The following is a 13,376-nucleotide window of genomic DNA, read 5'->3' on the forward strand; positions in this document are numbered from 1 at the left end:
CCCCGCTCGGTCACGGCAAAGACTCTCTTTTTCGGCTATTTGCGGCGCCGGGCACCGCGGCGCATCTCGCTGGGCTTGCGAAGCGGATCACCGGCCTCGACCTGAGCCGCCCGGCGGTTGGCACCGTACTCCGAAAGCGCCTCGGCGAGGGCACTGGCCGACGGTTTGTCCGCCATGACGTCCACGCGCAGGCCGTACTCCTTCGCCGTCTCGGCGGTCTGCGGGCCGATCACCGCGATGACCGTCACGTTGTGCGGCTTGCCGGCGATGCCGATGAGGTTGCGCACCGTCGAGGACGACGTGAAGAGCACGGCGTCGAAGCCGCCGCCCTTGATCGCCTCGCGGATCGGCTGCGGCGGCGGCGCGGCGCGTACGGTCCGGTAGGCCGTGACGTCGTCGCACTCCCAGCCCAGGTCGGTCAGGCCGGCCACCAGCGTCTCGGTGGCGATGTCGGCGCGGGGCAGCAGCACCCGGTTGATCGGGTCCAGGTCCTTGTCGTAGGGCGGCCAGACCTCCAGCAGCCCCTCGGAGGACTGCTGGTCGGCCGGCATCAGGTCGGGCCGTACGCCGAACTCCACCAGTGACGCCGCGGTCTGGTCGCCGACGGCGGCGACCTTCAGCCCGGCGAAGGCCCGGGCGTCCAGGCCGTACTGCTCGAACCGCTCCCGTACCGCGCGCACGGCGTTGGTGGAGGTGAAGACGACCCATTCGTAACGCCCGGTGACCAGGCCCTTGACGGCACGTTCCATTTGCTGCGGAGTGCGAGGGGGCTCGACCGAGATGGTCGGCACCTCCTCGGGCACCGCGCCGTACGAGCGGAGCTGTTCGGACAGCGAAGCGGCCTGCTCCTTGGTCCGCGGCACGAGCACCCGCCAGCCGAACAGGGGCTTGGTCTCGAACCAGGACAGCTTGTCTCGCCAGTTCACGACGTCGCCGACCACGATCACGAAGGGCGCGTCGAGATGCTTGGTGTCCGGGCCCACGCGGCCCAGGGTGGACGAGACGGTGTACTGCTCGGTCGTGGTGCCCATGGAGGTGACCGCGACCGGGGTGGCGTCGGGGCGGCCGGAGGCGACCAGGCCCTTGGCCACCTCGCCGATGGTGTTCTCGGCGCCGATGATCACGAGAGTGGCCGCGCCGGTGTAGGCGCTCCAGTCGACGCCGCCCTCCTGCGCGTCGACCACCATGACGTCGCGGTGCTTGCCGTCGGTCAGCGGAATGCCGGTGTAGGCGGGCACTCCGGTGACGGCCGAGATGCCGGGGACGATCTCGAACTGCACCCGTCCCTTGGCGCAGGCCTTGGCCTCATCGGCCAACGGCGACCCGATTCCGGGGTCACCGAGGAACACGCGGGCCACGAGTTTGCCCGAACGGGCCAGTGTCACCGGGTTGACCGTGCCGGGCGCGAGGACCTCCGCGTCCGGGTTGAAGTACGGGTAGAACAGCGAGGCCGTCGCCTCCTGCACCACGATGACATCGGCCGCGCCGAGCAGTCGTATGGCCCTCAGCGTAAGCAGCTCCGGATCTCCCGGGCCGACACCGACAAACGCCACTCTGCCCGGCCGGCCGGACGGCTTCTTGGCCGGCCTGGCCGTGCCGCTCGCGGCGGCAGGGCTCTTGCTCGCGGGGCTCAAGATGTGCGCTCCCCCATCAACTGGTCGGCCCCCTCGGCGATCATCTGGGCCGCGAGATCGCGTCCCAGGCGCTCGGCCGTTTCCGGGTGGCCGCTTTTGGACAATCGGACCTGTCGTTCACCGTCGTACCCGGCAACGACGCCGATCAGATGCAGTGTTCGGTCTTCCAACGCAGCGTATGCGCCGACCGGAGCCGAACAACCCGCCTCAAGCCCGGCGAGCAGGGCACGCTCGGCCGTGACGGCGGCCCGGCTGGCGGGGTCGTCAAGCGTCGCGAGAATCTCTGTCAGGTCGGTACGGTCGGCCCGGCATTCGACCGCCAGGGCACCCTGACCGGGCGCCGGCAGCATCTGCGCCGGGTCGAAAACCTCCGAAACCGCCTCTACTCGGTCAATTCTCACCAGACCCGAGAAGGCAAGCACGATCGCGTCGAACTCCCCATCGGTCATCTTGCGCAGACGGGTGTCGGCGTTACCGCGGATCGGCACCACGTCCACGTCGTGCCGGAGTCCGCGTAGCAGGGCCATCCGCCGTGGCGAGCCGGTGCCGATGCGGGCGCCGCGCGGCAGGTCGGCCAGCTTGGCCGTCCCGCACAAGGCGTCGCGCGGGTCGTCGCGCAGGGGCACGGCCGCGAGCGTGATGCCCTCGGCCGGCAGCGTCGGCAGGTCCTTCAGCGAATGCACGGCGAAGTCCACCTCGCCGCTGAGGACCTTCTCGCGCAGCGCGCTGACGAAGACGCCGGTGCCGCCGATCTGGGCGAGGTCGGCCTTGGAGACGTCGCCTTCGGTGGTCACGCCCACGAGTTCGACCTCGTGGCCGGTACGGGCGGTGAGCGCGTCGGCGACGAGCCCCGACTGCGTCATGGCCATCAGGCTCCGCCGCGTACCCAGGCGGAGTTTCATGGGTCGCTCACCGCTCCTCACTCGCTCCGCGGCGGCATCGTTCCTCAGCCGCCACTCCGCTCGCTGCGTCGGGTTCGCTCCCGGTCTCACAGGACGTCCTCCGCCCGGATGACGGCCTCGGGTGCCTTGGGGTCGAGGTCGAACAGCTCCCGCAGCGCCTCGGTGTAGGTGTCGCCGTCCGGCGAGGCCGCCAGCTCCTTGACGCGTACGGTCGGAGCGTGCAGCAGCTTGTCCACCACGCGGCGCACCGTCTGAGCGACCTCCTCGCGCGCCTTGTCGTCCAGTCCGGGCAGCCGGCCGCCGAGGCGGCCCAGCTCGGAGTCGACCACCTCGGCCGCCTTGCTGCGCAGCGCCACGACGGTCGGCGCGACCGTGGCCGCGATCAGCCCGAGCTGGAACGCCTGGACCTCCTCGCAGACGATCCGGCGTACGGCCTCGGTGTCGGACGCGGCAGGCGCGTCATCGGCGTCGCGCAGGTCGTCCAGGGCGACCAGGGTGACGCCCGGCAGTTCGCGTACGGCGGGGTCGACGTCGTGCGGCAGCGCCAGATCCAGCAGGAAGACCGGGCCCTCGATCATGTCGGGGGTGATCACCAGCCCGATGGCGCCGGTGCAGGAGACGACGATGTCGGCCTCGGCCAGCGCGGACGGCAGTTCTGAGAGTTCGATCGCCCGGGCCGGCACCTCCGCCGAGCGTGCCAGGTGCAGGCCGCGCTCGTGGGTGCGGTTGGCGATGACGACCTCGCCGATGCCTTCGCGGGCGAGTGTGGCGACGGCCAGGGCGCTCATCGATCCGGCGCCGACGACCAGCGCCCGCCGGCCCTCCAGGGAGCCGGCCCGGCCCAGCCCGACGCTGACCAGCGACGCGCCCGCGCGGTCGATGCCGGTCTCGTTGCGGGCGCGCTTGCCGACCCGCAGCGCGTGCTGGACGACCTCGTTGAGTGCGCGGTCGACGGTGCCGTTCGCCTGGCCGATCTTGAGTGCGGTACGGAGCTGGCCGGCGATCTGACCTTCGCCGATGACCATCGAGTCGAGGCCGCACGCCACCGAGAAGACGTGCTGGACGGCGCGTTCTTCGTAGTGGACGTAGAGGTGCCGTGACAGCTCGTCCAGCGGCACCCCCGAATGCCGCGACAGCAGCTCGGAGATCGAGGACACCCCGGCGTGGAACTTCTCGACGTCGGCGTAGACCTCCAGCCGGTTGCACGTGGCGACGACGAGGGCGCCGGTGACACTGGAGGTCTGGTGCACGTCGTGCAGCAGCTTGGCGAGCTCGTCCGCGGTGACCGCGGTGCGCTCGAGCAGCGTGACCGGGGCGCTGCGGTGACTCAGCCCGACGACAAGGATGCTCATGAGCTCTCCTCCGCCGGAGGAGTGATCAGCGCACGGTTTCGCTCGCTGCGCTCACTCATGCCGCCACCACCTCGCCCAGAGACACTGAGCAGCCTTCGGGGGGCCGTGCTCTCTTGGCTGCTGACGTGCTCGTTCGGCTCATGGGCCTTCTACCGCCTCGAGGTACTCCTGCTCCACGCCGCTCGGGCCACCGGCCTTGCGCTGCTCGTGGAACGCGAGGATCTGTAGCTCGATCGACAGGTCGACCTTACGCACGTCGACACCGTCCGGCACGGAGAGTACGACTGGGGCGAAGTTGAGAATGCTCGTCACTCCCGACGCCACCACTCGGTCGCACACTGCCTGTGCCGCGGCCGCGGGTACGGCCAGAACGGCTATTGATATCCCATTATCCTTGATGACCGTTTCGAGATCGTCGATGTGCTCGACCGTGAGACCGGAGATCGGCTCACCGACGATGCCGGGCTCGGCGTCCAGGAGCGCCGCCATGCGGAATCCACGCGAGGCGAAGCCGCCGTATCCCGACAGCGCGCGTCCGAGGTTACCGATGCCGACGATGGCGACCGCCCAGTCCTGGGTCAGGCCGAGCTCGCGGGAGATCTGGTAGACGAGATACTCCACCTCGTACCCGACCCCGCGTGTGCCGTAGGAGCCCAGATGTGACAGGTCCTTGCGGAGCTTGGCGGAGTTGACTCCGGCGGCGGTGGCGAGCTCTTCGGAGGAGACGGTGGCGACGCCGCGTTCGGCCAGAACGTGCAGGGCACGGAGGTAGACCGGCAGCCGGGCCACGGTCGCCTCTGGGATGCCGCGGTTCCGGTCACCGAGCGTCGATCGACGTGTCACGGGCCTGCTTTTCAGGGGTTTCGACACGCGGCCGGTAACGTATGGTCCCTGGGCCACACGGCGAACCAACCGCCTGGACTCAATCCAGGTTAAGCCCTTGTGAACACACGCACAAAGTCGGGAACCCCGGCCGCGTGACCATCACCGGCCTCTTGGAGCCCGGATTCCCCTGCTCATGCGGGCCTCCGCAGACGCGCACATTTCTTTCAAGTCGTTCTCATCCGGACCGCGATGTGACCGAACAGACATCGACGGGCCGTTCCGCGGGCACCTGGACGTTGCGAAACGGCCTCCTCGGGCGTCCTGGTCAGGCGGTGAGGGCGGCACGCAGGCGTTTCTCGTCGACTCTCCAGAAGTCGTGCTGGACACCGTCGACGAACGTGACGGGAATCTGGTCCCAGTAGAGGCGGGTGTCCTCCTCGGACGCGGTGATGTCGCGCTCCTCCCACGTCACTCCGAGCTCACCGGCCACTCTGGTGACCACTTCGCGTGCGTCGTCGCACAGGTGGCAGCCCGGCTTGCCGAGCAGCAGGACGCGCGCCGTTTCGTCAGGCATGCGGCCAGCGTACGGGCTGTCCTGGCCCTGGCCCTGGTCCGTGGCCAGGCCCCGGTCCCGGCCCGTGCCCCGGTCCCGGTCCCGGTCCCGGTCCTTGACCGTGTCCAGGCCCCGGTCCGTGCCCCTGCGCCTGCGCCGGTCCGTCCGCCCGGGGGGCCTCAGGCTGTGCGATGTTCCCCGCACTGACCGTCAGCTCGATGACGTTGGTGCCGCTGACGTGCGCCCGTGCCTCGCGGGCGAACCGCTGGACGTGCGGCTGCCGGGTGTGCGCCTCGACGGAGTTCGCGTCACGGAACAGCTGGTAGAACAACCGCTGGTCGGGCGCGTTGTCCACGGTGTGGCAGGCGTAGACGAGCGTGCCGGGCTCGGCCTGGCGTACGGCGTGCGCGACCTCGGCCGCCAGCCGGTCGAAGGCGTCCCCGTGCCCGTCGAACAACGTGTAGATCATGATGCGGCCGTACTGGCCCATGAACGCCGGAAACTGTCCCATCGGCGGCTGGGCCGGGGGCGGCGCGAACGGCTGCCCTTCGCGCCCGTACGCCGGCCGGTCGTAGCCGCCCGTCTGCTGGGGGTTCTGCGGGCCGGTGTGCTGGGGACCCGTCTGCTGAGGACCCGGCTGCTGGGGACCGGGGTTCGGCCGCCGGGATTGCGGGCCGGGGTTGTACCGCCCGTCCTCGTCATATTGCTGCTTGCGAAAGCGCGACATGTCCTCGTACGGCTCCGGTTCTTCGTCGTCATGGTCGTGCGGCCGGCCCGACAGGAGCCGGGTGGCACCGAACCACACAAGGGTGGCGGCCCCGCCCAGCACCAGTGGCGCCAGAGGGCCGGGGAGAAGACTGCGCATCGCGGCGACCGTGAGCACTCCGGCGAGCGCGACCATGGCGAGAGTCACCATGGCATCGGACGCCTGCCGGTCACGCCTGTTGCCGCGCACCGCGGTGACGGCGACACACGAGACGAGCGAGACGACGGCGAAGATGTGCGCCCCGTCGAGCACCAGGCCGGGCAGCGACGAGTAGTGGCCGGTCACCTTCGGCAGGCTCTTGCCGAAGGTGCCGATGATCGGGTCGAGCAGGATGATGACGACGGCCACGATCACGTACGACACGGCGATGAGCCGCGCGGCGAAACGCGCCTGCACCGTACGGGCGATGAGTTCGACGACGCCCAGAGCCAGGGTCAGCGGTGCGATCAGCGAGCCGAACAGCTCCATGGAACGCAACAACGCCGGCCCGAAGCCCGCCGCGAAGCCGATCGTCATCGAGACGAGCGTGATCCCCAGAGCGAGAAGGGTGCCGCACCAGGCCAGCAGGTACATACGCCGGTCCGGAAGGGTGCGCGACAGCAGCAACCCGGCGCCTCCGAGGGCCGCGAGGGCTGCCAGAAGCGCCAGAGCGACGTTGACCATCGTCCCCCATGGTGCCCGATCGTTCGCCCGGACGGGTAACGAAGAGCCATGGCATAACCGCAAAGAGCAGATAAAGGGGTCTGTTTACCCTGACATCACCATTGCCAGCTTACTCACCAGTATCTAGCATGTTCCGACACGCCCTGTGACCGCGTCGTTCCCGAGGAGGACTGCATGCGCAGCCTTACCCTCGATCCCCCTGCCCTCATGGGCAACGCGACCACGCGACACCGGCCGGCCCCCCAGACCGCCCCGGCGCAGGGCGCGCGGCCCCAGACCTCCCAGCCCGCTGTGGTGCGGACCAGGTCCTCGCCCGCCGAGGCGCAGTCCGTACCGGCACAGGCCGACCCCGCCAGAGATGAGCTGCGCGACGTCGTCCTGCGCGCCCGCGACGGCGAGTCCGACGCCTTCGGTGTCCTCTATGACCGGTACGTCGACCTGATCTACAGGTTCGTCTACTACCGGGTCGGGACGCACGCGCTGGCCGAGGACCTGACCAGCGAGACGTTCCTGCGGGCGCTGCGGCGGATGAGCCTGTTCACCTGGCAGGGCAAGGACTTCGGCGCCTGGCTGGTCACCATCGCGCGCAACATCGTCCTCGACCACTTCAAGTCCAGCCGCTACCGCCTGGAGATCTGCACCGCGGAGATGCTGGAGACCGACCGATGGGAGGAGGGCCCCGAGGGAGCCGTGCTCGACTCCTTCACCCACCGGGCCCTGTTCTCGGCCGTACGCCAGCTCGGCTCCGAGCAGAGGGAATGCGTGGTGCTGCGCTTCCTGCACGGTCTGTCCGTGGCCGAGACCGCCGAGGTCATGGGCAAGAACACCGGCGCGATCAAGGCACTTCAGTACCGCGCGACCAGGTCGCTGGCCCGCATCTTCCCCGCCGAGATCCGCTGAGGCGACTCTCCGGAAACCTCCCGCCACGGCTCACGGCACCACAACGCCTGGTCGCCGAGCGGCATCACGCACCGGACCGGACCCGCGACGCGCCGCGTACGGACCTGCCCGATCGCGGCGGGCGATTGCTGGTTAGTCTCGTCAGCATGCGTCGACTGTGGCCATGGAGCGATGACGACGAGGTTGCCAACGAACTCGCGGGAGAGGCCGCCGCCGCCGCGGCCGCCGCCGAGGACGTGGTGCCGATCGTCCTGGACCCGAACGCCGCGGCGTTCTTCGACGTCGACAACACCCTGATCCGCGGCGCCTCGATCTACCATTTCGCCCGCGGCCTGGCCGCACGCAAGCTGTTCACCTTCCGCGACCTGGGGATGTTCGCCCTGGGCCAGGTCGCCTTCCGGCTGCGCGGCGCGGAGAACGCCGAGCACATCAGCACCGCGCGCGAGGCCGCCCTGGCATTCGTGGCGGGGCGCCGCGTCGAGGAGCTGGTCAGCCTCTGCGAGGAGATCTACGACGACAAGATGGCGGACCGCATCTGGCACGGCACCCGCGCGCTCGCCCTCAAGCACCTGGACGCCGGCCAGCAGGTGTGGCTGGTCACCGCGACCCCGGTCGAACTGGCCCGCATCATCTCCCACCGCCTCGGCCTGACCGGCGCGCTCGGCACGGTCGCCGAGACGGAGGACGGTGTGTACACCGGACGGCTGGTCGGCCATCTCCTGCACGGCCCGGCCAAGGCGGGCGCGGTCCGCGCCCTGGCGAGGAACGAGGGACTCGACCTGTCCCGCTGCGCCGCCTACAGCGACTCCTTCAACGACCTGCCGATGCTCACGACGGTCGGCCACCCGCACGCCGTGAACCCCGACGGCGACCTGCGCGACCACGCTCGCGAACACGACTGGCCGATCCACGACTTCCGCACCGGCCGCAAGGTGACGATGGTCGCCCTCCCCGCCGCCGCCGGCACCGGCGCCCTCGTCGGCGGCGTCGCCGCCGGAGTCGCCCTCCGCCGCCACCACCGCGGCCGCTGAGAGCGTTCCTCACCGAGGTGAGGGGACGCCCTCGCGACGCCGCGGTCAGCCCTGCGCGATGAGCCGCAGCATCCCCTCCGGATAACGCTCGCCGGAGACCGGCAGCTCCAGTTCGGCCCGCTCCGCCTCGGTCAGCTCGACGTCGACCGCCGCGAGGTTCTCCTCCAGCCGCGTCCGGCTCTTGGTCCCAGGGATCGGCACCAGGTCGTCGCCCTGGTGAAGAAGCCACGCCAGGGCCACCTGCGCCACCGTCGCGCCCTTACGCGAGGCCATCTCACCTACCTTCTCGGCCGCCTTCACGTTGACCTCGAAGTTGGCGCCCTGGAAACGCGGGTCGTTGCGCCGGTAGTCATCCTCGGAGTAGTCCTCCGCACGGCGGACGTCGCCGGTCAGGAACCCGCGCCCCAGCGGCGAGTACGGCACCAGGCCGATGCCCAGCTCGCGCAGGGTCGGCAGGATCTCCTGCTCCAGCCCGCGCTCCCACAGGGAGTACTCCGTCTGCAGCGCCGACACCGGGAACGTGGCGTGCGCCCGCCTGATGGAGTCGGCCGACGCCTCGGACAGGCCGAAGTAGCCCACCTTGCCGGCCGCGACCAGCTCGCCGACCGTGCCGGCGACGTCCTCGATCGGCACCTGCGGGTCGACCCGGTGCTGGTACAGCAGGTCCACGTGGTCGGTGCCGAGTCGCGTCAACTGCTGGTCGATCACCTCACGGATGTGGTCCGGGCGGCTGTTCGGGCCGATCCGCTCGCCCTCCGGGGTGTACTCCCAGCCGAACTTGGTGGCGATGACCACCTCGTCGCGACGGCCCTTCAGCGCCCGGCCGAGCAGCCTCTCGTTGGCCCACGGACCGTACGACTCGGCGGTGTCGAGGAAGTCACATCCCAGCTCGATCGCCCGGTGGATGGTGGCGACGGACTCGTCGTCGTCGGGCGTGCCGTACGCCCAGGACATGCCCATGCAGCCCAGGCCGAGTGCCGAGGTGCGCAGTCCCTGCTGTCCTAGTGCTCTCTTCTCCATGGACACCAGGCTGCACCTTCGAGTGCGCTCTAGGTCAAGCGGGCGAGCTCCCGTGGAGCGCGCTGCCGGCCAGCCACTGCGCCCACGACCGGGTCCAGAACTTCCAGTCGTCGGCGTACGGCTCGTCGGCGAACCTCCGCGTCGTGTGCGTCACGTCCACGATGTCACCACGCTGGGAGATGTCGTAGAAGTAGCGGGCGCCCGCCGGAGACGTGCGGACGCAGCCATGGCTGGCGTTCTGCCGGCCCAGGTAGTAGTACTCGCCGACGCTCTTGTGCACGTACTCGCCACCGACGGTGATCCGCACCGCCAGCTCGACCCGCTCCCCCTCGTAGTAGTCGCAGCCCGGCGAGCCCTTCTTGCAGGTCGCCGTCATGGTCACCACGGGCCGTTTCTCCCGGGTCAGGTGGATGCCGTTGGTCGTGATGGTGTCGGCCGTCGTGCCCGCACCCGTACTGATCTTGAACCTCTTCACGGTGCCGTCGTGATCGACCGTCATGTAGTGGGTCCTGGCGTTCGCCACCGTGACGTTCGAGGCGCCGATGGTGAAGGACCGGGTGACGTCGCGCACGCCGTAGGTGTCCTTGGCCGCTCGCACGCCGGTCAGGTGCGCGGTGAAGGCGATCTTCTGGTGCGGGTGCCAGTACTTCCTGGTGCGGTACACCACCCGGCGGTCGGAGATCCAGCTCCAGGCGCCCTCGTCCCCCTTGCCCGACGTGACCTCCAGCGCCTTCTCGACGTTCGCCCGGTCGGCCACCGGCCCGGTGAAGTCGACGATGACCGGCATTCCGACGCCGACCTTCTCTCCCGCGGCCGGCGTCACGCTCGCGATGCCGACCGTTCGTGGTGCCCTCTCCGTACGGAACGTGCTGCTGACCGTGCTGACCTTGCCTTTGGCGTTCTTCGCGGTGGCCGTCACCTTGTACGCGCTGCCGGGTTTCAGGGCCCAGGTCGTCTTCCAGGACGTACGGTCGGCGCTGAACCTGCCGATGGCGCCCGTGACGGCCTGCAGCGTCCCGCCCGACGCGGTCACCGTGACGCCCTGGTCGGGACGCACCTTCTGCCCGGACGCGCTGATCCGCACGGTCGCGTCCACCGCGCCGGTGCCGGCTCGTGAAACGGCCTGACCATTTGAGCAGCCCGCCACCAGGGCGAACACGACGGCCACGGCCGGATATCTGATCTTCAAGGACGTTCTCCAGGTCGTGCGACGGGCTGGGCGGACAGTCGCGCCACCCAGTAGATGACCTCTTCGGGCCGGCCGTGTCCGCGGGTGAGGACGTCGCGGAGTCCCAGGTAGCGGTAGGTCCGGGGATCGAGGATCAGCTCGAGCCGCGAGTCGTCGCTCGTGGCGATGTACAGGACGACGCCGTGGCGGCCTGCGGCGTCCTGCGCGTCCGGTAGCACCCCGACGCCGGGCAGCCGGGACAGCGCACCGTAGAGCGCGGCCTGCACGCGTGGTGTGACGGGGTAGGAGTCGAGGAGCCCGGTGACGAAATCGAACACCGCCGTGTCACGTGGCACGCCGAGGATCCCGGCGGCGTACTCCGTCACGCGGCCCTTCGGCTCGGGCTTCGCCCGGATGCGGTCCACCTCCGCGTAGATCCGGGCGAGCGCCGCAGCCGGGTCTTCGGGCATGCCGGCCAGCACGGTGCCGTGTACCGCGAGGGGCAGCCGGCTCGCCGGCGATCGCCTGCCGTCCATGCGGATCCAGGACTCGACGACGCGCCGTTCGGGCCTGCTCCCGGTGTCGCGCCGCATGGTCCGTACGTAGATCCACTGATGCGGGCCCATCGTCACCAGCGGTTCGCTTCGCGCCACCGTCTCGGCACGCTGGGCGAGCCGGAGCGCCGGGCTGCCGGCCGGTGCGGTGCCGCGGTCCCGGTCCCGGTCCGGCACCGCCGAGAGTCCGGCCACGAGCGCCACGGCGGCGGTCGCGACCGCCGCGAGGCGCAACACGACCCGGCGACCGCCCGGCGCGCGCCCCGTCGCGTTCATGGCAGCGAGCAGCCGCTCCTGACCGGAGTCGAGCACGCCCGGCCGGGGCGCCGCGATGCGCTCGTACCTGCGCTCGATCAGCTCAAGCTCGTCCACCGCGCACCTCCAGCGTCGCGCGCATCTTCTTCCGGGCACGGAACAGGCGTGACGAGACGGTTCCGACGGATATCCCCAGTGCCTGCGCGACCTCCTCGTAGGCGAAACCGCTCCCCGCGACCAGGACGAGCACGTCGCGCTCCCCCTGGTTGAGGCGGGCCATTCCGGCCGCGAGGTCGCCACGCATGCTCTCGGCGGAGAGCCGGTCGATCACCGGCTCCATCGGCTCGATCGACGGGTCCATGCCGGTCCGCACGATGGCGCGGTAGAAACGGATCTCGGAGCGGCGCTGGCGGCCGATGAGGTTGGTGGCGATCCCGTAGAGCCAGGGTCGTACGCCGGCGCGCTCGGGGTCGTATCGCCCGCGGTACCGGAACGCCTGCAGAAAGGTCTCGGCCATCAGGTCGTCGGCCATGTCCGGGCCGAGACGACCGGCGACGTAGCGGTGGATCTCGCCGGCGTACCGCTGGTACAGCGTCGTGAACCGCTCGGGGTCGGTAAGGGAGGCGGTGATGACCTCGGCGTCGGGGAACGCCTCGGTGATCACCACTGACTCGTGTTCGTCATGGAGCTCTTCTGCGAGGAGGGGTGCGTCCTCTTCTGGTTGCCCGAACAGAGGTCCCTTGTTCCCAGATTTTTTGCCGGCCCTGAGCATCGGGATGCGCTCACCCGCGCGCGGCGTCTCCGAGCGCGCTTCGGATCAGGCGCGGAAGAAGGCCGGACCGCGCCGGCGGAGCACGTCGTAGAGCATGTTCTGGATCGTCTCGCGTACCTGGTCGGTCAGGTTGAAGACGGTCATGTGGTCCTCGGCCTGCGCCGGGTCGTACTCATCGGTGCGGATCGGCTCCCCGAAGGCGATGAGCCACTTGGACGGCAGCGGCAACAGGCCGAGCAGCCCCAAGTGCGGCCAGGTGGGGGTCACCGGGAAGTACGGCAGGCCGAGCAGCCGGGCCAGCGGCTTGAGGTCGGCGATCTTCGGATAGATCTCCTCGGCCCCGACGATCGCGCACGGGATGATCGGCACCTGGGCGCGCAGCGCGGTCGCCACGAACCCGCCGCGGCCGAACCGCTGGAGCTTGTAGCGCTCGCTGAACGGCTTGCCCACGCCCTTGAACCCCTCGGGGAAGACCCCGACCAGCTGGTCCTTGGCCAGCAGCCGCGAGGCGTCGGCCTGGCAGGCGAGCGTGTGCCCGCTCTTGCGGGCCAGGTGGGCCAGCACCGGGATCTGGTAGACGAGGTCGGCGCCGAGCAGCCGCAGGTTGCGGTGCGCGGGGTGGTGGTCGTGCAGACCGACCTGCAGCATCACGCCGTCGATCGGCAGTGTGCCCGAATGGTTGCCGACGATCAGCGCGGGTCCGGTGTCCGGTACGTGGTCCAGCCCGATCATCTCGGCGCGGAACCAGCGCTCGTAGAGCGGCCGCAGTGCCGGCAGCAGAACACCCTCGTTGAGCTCGGGGTCGAAACCGAACTCGTCGACCTCGTACTCCCCGCTCAGCCGGCGGCGGAGGAACCGCAGGACGGATGCGACCTTGTCGTCGAAACCGCTCTGTTCTTGGGCGAGACGATCCGCGGCGTCGGTGTTAAGGGGGATTACCTGCGCTTCTGGCCGCATTTCCGGTCTCGCCTCCTCCGCGGG

Annotated in this window: 13 protein-coding genes; 2 read left to right on the forward strand and 11 right to left on the reverse strand. The window is 70.0% G+C overall.

Going from position 1 to position 13,376, the window contains the following annotated elements:
* Window positions 1–35: 35 nt before the first annotated feature.
* The 6 genes from FB559_RS11725 to FB559_RS11750 form a co-directional block, all read right to left on the reverse strand.
* Window positions 36–1,634, reverse strand: a complete 1,599-nt coding sequence (locus tag FB559_RS11725; protein WP_141955642.1) for a bifunctional uroporphyrinogen-III C-methyltransferase/uroporphyrinogen-III synthase — start codon at window positions 1,632–1,634, stop codon at window positions 36–38.
* Window positions 1,631–2,536 carry a hydroxymethylbilane synthase gene (gene hemC / locus FB559_RS11730; RefSeq protein ID WP_141955643.1) on the reverse strand — a complete coding sequence of 302 codons (906 nt, stop codon included), beginning with the start codon at window positions 2,534–2,536 and terminating at the stop codon, window positions 1,631–1,633. Before hemC ends, FB559_RS11725 begins: the two co-directional genes overlap by 4 nt.
* 86 nt (window positions 2,537–2,622) lie before the next feature.
* A complete protein-coding gene (locus FB559_RS11735) occupies window positions 2,623–3,888 on the reverse strand; it encodes a glutamyl-tRNA reductase (RefSeq protein WP_141955644.1) in 1,266 nt (421 codons plus the stop codon).
* A 138-nt stretch (window positions 3,889–4,026) separates the two neighbouring features.
* A complete protein-coding gene (locus tag FB559_RS11740) occupies window positions 4,027–4,731 on the reverse strand; it encodes a redox-sensing transcriptional repressor Rex (protein WP_141955645.1) in 705 nt (234 codons plus the stop codon).
* Between the two features lie 307 nt (window positions 4,732–5,038).
* The gene (locus tag FB559_RS11745) at window positions 5,039–5,287 is read right to left on the reverse strand and encodes a glutaredoxin family protein (protein WP_141955646.1); all 249 of its coding nucleotides are present in this window, start codon (window positions 5,285–5,287) and stop codon (window positions 5,039–5,041) included.
* The gene (locus FB559_RS11750) at window positions 5,280–6,695 is read right to left on the reverse strand and encodes a putative quinol monooxygenase (protein WP_141955647.1); all 1,416 of its coding nucleotides are present in this window, start codon (window positions 6,693–6,695) and stop codon (window positions 5,280–5,282) included. Before FB559_RS11750 ends, FB559_RS11745 begins: the two co-directional genes overlap by 8 nt.
* 174 nt (window positions 6,696–6,869) lie before the next feature.
* On the opposite strand from FB559_RS11750, the gene FB559_RS11755 reads away from it, so the two are divergent.
* The gene (locus FB559_RS11755) at window positions 6,870–7,595 is read left to right on the forward strand and encodes a sigma-70 family RNA polymerase sigma factor (protein ID WP_141955648.1); all 726 of its coding nucleotides are present in this window, start codon (window positions 6,870–6,872) and stop codon (window positions 7,593–7,595) included.
* A 146-nt stretch (window positions 7,596–7,741) separates the two neighbouring features.
* Window positions 7,742–8,626: an HAD family hydrolase gene (locus tag FB559_RS11760; protein ID WP_141955649.1), complete on the forward strand. Its 885-nt coding sequence runs from the start codon at window positions 7,742–7,744 to the stop codon at window positions 8,624–8,626.
* A 45-nt stretch (window positions 8,627–8,671) separates the two neighbouring features.
* On the opposite strand, the gene FB559_RS11765 is transcribed toward FB559_RS11760, so the two are convergent.
* The 5 genes from FB559_RS11765 to FB559_RS11785 all read right to left on the reverse strand — a co-directional run bounded on the left by FB559_RS11765 (window position 8,672) and on the right by FB559_RS11785 (window position 13,352).
* Window positions 8,672–9,646: an aldo/keto reductase gene (locus FB559_RS11765; protein WP_141955650.1), complete on the reverse strand. Its 975-nt coding sequence runs from the start codon at window positions 9,644–9,646 to the stop codon at window positions 8,672–8,674.
* Between the two features lie 34 nt (window positions 9,647–9,680).
* The gene (locus tag FB559_RS11770; RefSeq protein ID WP_141955651.1) at window positions 9,681–10,835 is read right to left on the reverse strand and encodes a L,D-transpeptidase; all 1,155 of its coding nucleotides are present in this window, start codon (window positions 10,833–10,835) and stop codon (window positions 9,681–9,683) included.
* The gene (locus FB559_RS11775; RefSeq protein ID WP_141955652.1) at window positions 10,832–11,740 is read right to left on the reverse strand and encodes a CU044_5270 family protein; all 909 of its coding nucleotides are present in this window, start codon (window positions 11,738–11,740) and stop codon (window positions 10,832–10,834) included. The genes FB559_RS11770 and FB559_RS11775 overlap by 4 nt, the downstream gene beginning before the upstream one ends.
* Window positions 11,727–12,290, reverse strand: a complete 564-nt coding sequence (locus FB559_RS11780) for an RNA polymerase sigma factor (RefSeq protein ID WP_246121530.1) — start codon at window positions 12,288–12,290, stop codon at window positions 11,727–11,729. Before FB559_RS11780 ends, FB559_RS11775 begins: the two co-directional genes overlap by 14 nt.
* 150 nt (window positions 12,291–12,440) lie before the next feature.
* Window positions 12,441–13,352 (reverse strand): lysophospholipid acyltransferase family protein, encoded by a 912-nt coding sequence (locus FB559_RS11785; protein WP_141955654.1) that lies wholly within the window; start codon window positions 13,350–13,352, stop codon window positions 12,441–12,443.
* Window positions 13,353–13,376: the final 24 nt, after the last annotated feature.

It is taken from the genome of Actinoallomurus bryophytorum (assembly GCF_006716425.1).
Classification (GTDB): domain Bacteria; phylum Actinomycetota; class Actinomycetes; order Streptosporangiales; family Streptosporangiaceae; genus Actinoallomurus; species Actinoallomurus bryophytorum.

Coding starts and splice junctions, on each gene's coding strand:
- FB559_RS11745 (WP_141955646.1), bottom strand. CDS start 5,287: ATGCCTGACGAAACGGCGCGCGTCCTGCTGCTCGGCAAGCCGGGCTGC.
- FB559_RS11760 (WP_141955649.1), top strand. CDS start 7,742: ATGCGTCGACTGTGGCCATGGAGCGATGACGACGAGGTTGCCAACGAA.
- hemC (WP_141955643.1), bottom strand. CDS start 2,536: ATGAAACTCCGCCTGGGTACGCGGCGGAGCCTGATGGCCATGACGCAG.
- FB559_RS11750 (WP_141955647.1), bottom strand. CDS start 6,695: ATGGTCAACGTCGCTCTGGCGCTTCTGGCAGCCCTCGCGGCCCTCGGA.
- FB559_RS11765 (WP_141955650.1), bottom strand. CDS start 9,646: ATGGAGAAGAGAGCACTAGGACAGCAGGGACTGCGCACCTCGGCACTC.
- FB559_RS11755 (WP_141955648.1), top strand. CDS start 6,870: ATGCGCAGCCTTACCCTCGATCCCCCTGCCCTCATGGGCAACGCGACC.
- FB559_RS11785 (WP_141955654.1), bottom strand. CDS start 13,352: ATGCGGCCAGAAGCGCAGGTAATCCCCCTTAACACCGACGCCGCGGAT.
- FB559_RS11735 (WP_141955644.1), bottom strand. CDS start 3,888: ATGAGCATCCTTGTCGTCGGGCTGAGTCACCGCAGCGCCCCGGTCACG.